Origin of the sequence: Bowmanella dokdonensis (assembly GCF_017254865.1) — a bacterium.
Taxonomy (GTDB): Bacteria; Pseudomonadota; Gammaproteobacteria; order Enterobacterales; family Alteromonadaceae; genus Bowmanella; species Bowmanella dokdonensis.
In genome coordinates this window covers 1-320 of sequence record NZ_JAFKCV010000257.1, presented here as the reverse complement: position 1 = coordinate 320, position 320 = coordinate 1, and the positions used below count along the sequence as shown (strand labels likewise).

At 47.8% G+C, this 320-nt stretch carries 1 protein-coding gene; it reads left to right on the top strand.

All coding sequences use genetic code 11. The features are described 5' to 3' along the window. Nucleotides 1–307: efflux RND transporter periplasmic adaptor subunit (locus J0A66_RS22465; RefSeq protein WP_369127392.1), on the top strand; the 307-nt coding region annotated here is incomplete at its 5' end. Nucleotides 308–320 lie beyond the last annotated feature (13 nt).

The following is a 320-nucleotide window of genomic DNA, read 5'->3' as shown; positions in this document are numbered from 1 at the left end:
CAATGAGGACAATCATTTAAAAGCCGGCATGTTTGCTCAAGTTAAGCTTAACTACGATACCCATGCTAATGCCACCTTGTTACCGCGCCAGGCCATTATCAATATTGATGATAAAAGCAGTGTCTTCGTGGTGCGTGATGGGATTGCACAGAAGGTTCAGGTACAAACCGGTTATGCCGAAGGTGACCTAGTTGAAGTGCTGGAGGGTTTAGCTGGCTCTGAGCAGGTGGTTGTCACCGGTCACCATAATCTCAAAGACAAAGCCCCGGTGGAAGTGGTTAATACCCTAGAACTGGCTAAAAGCTAAACCGAGGAGCCAC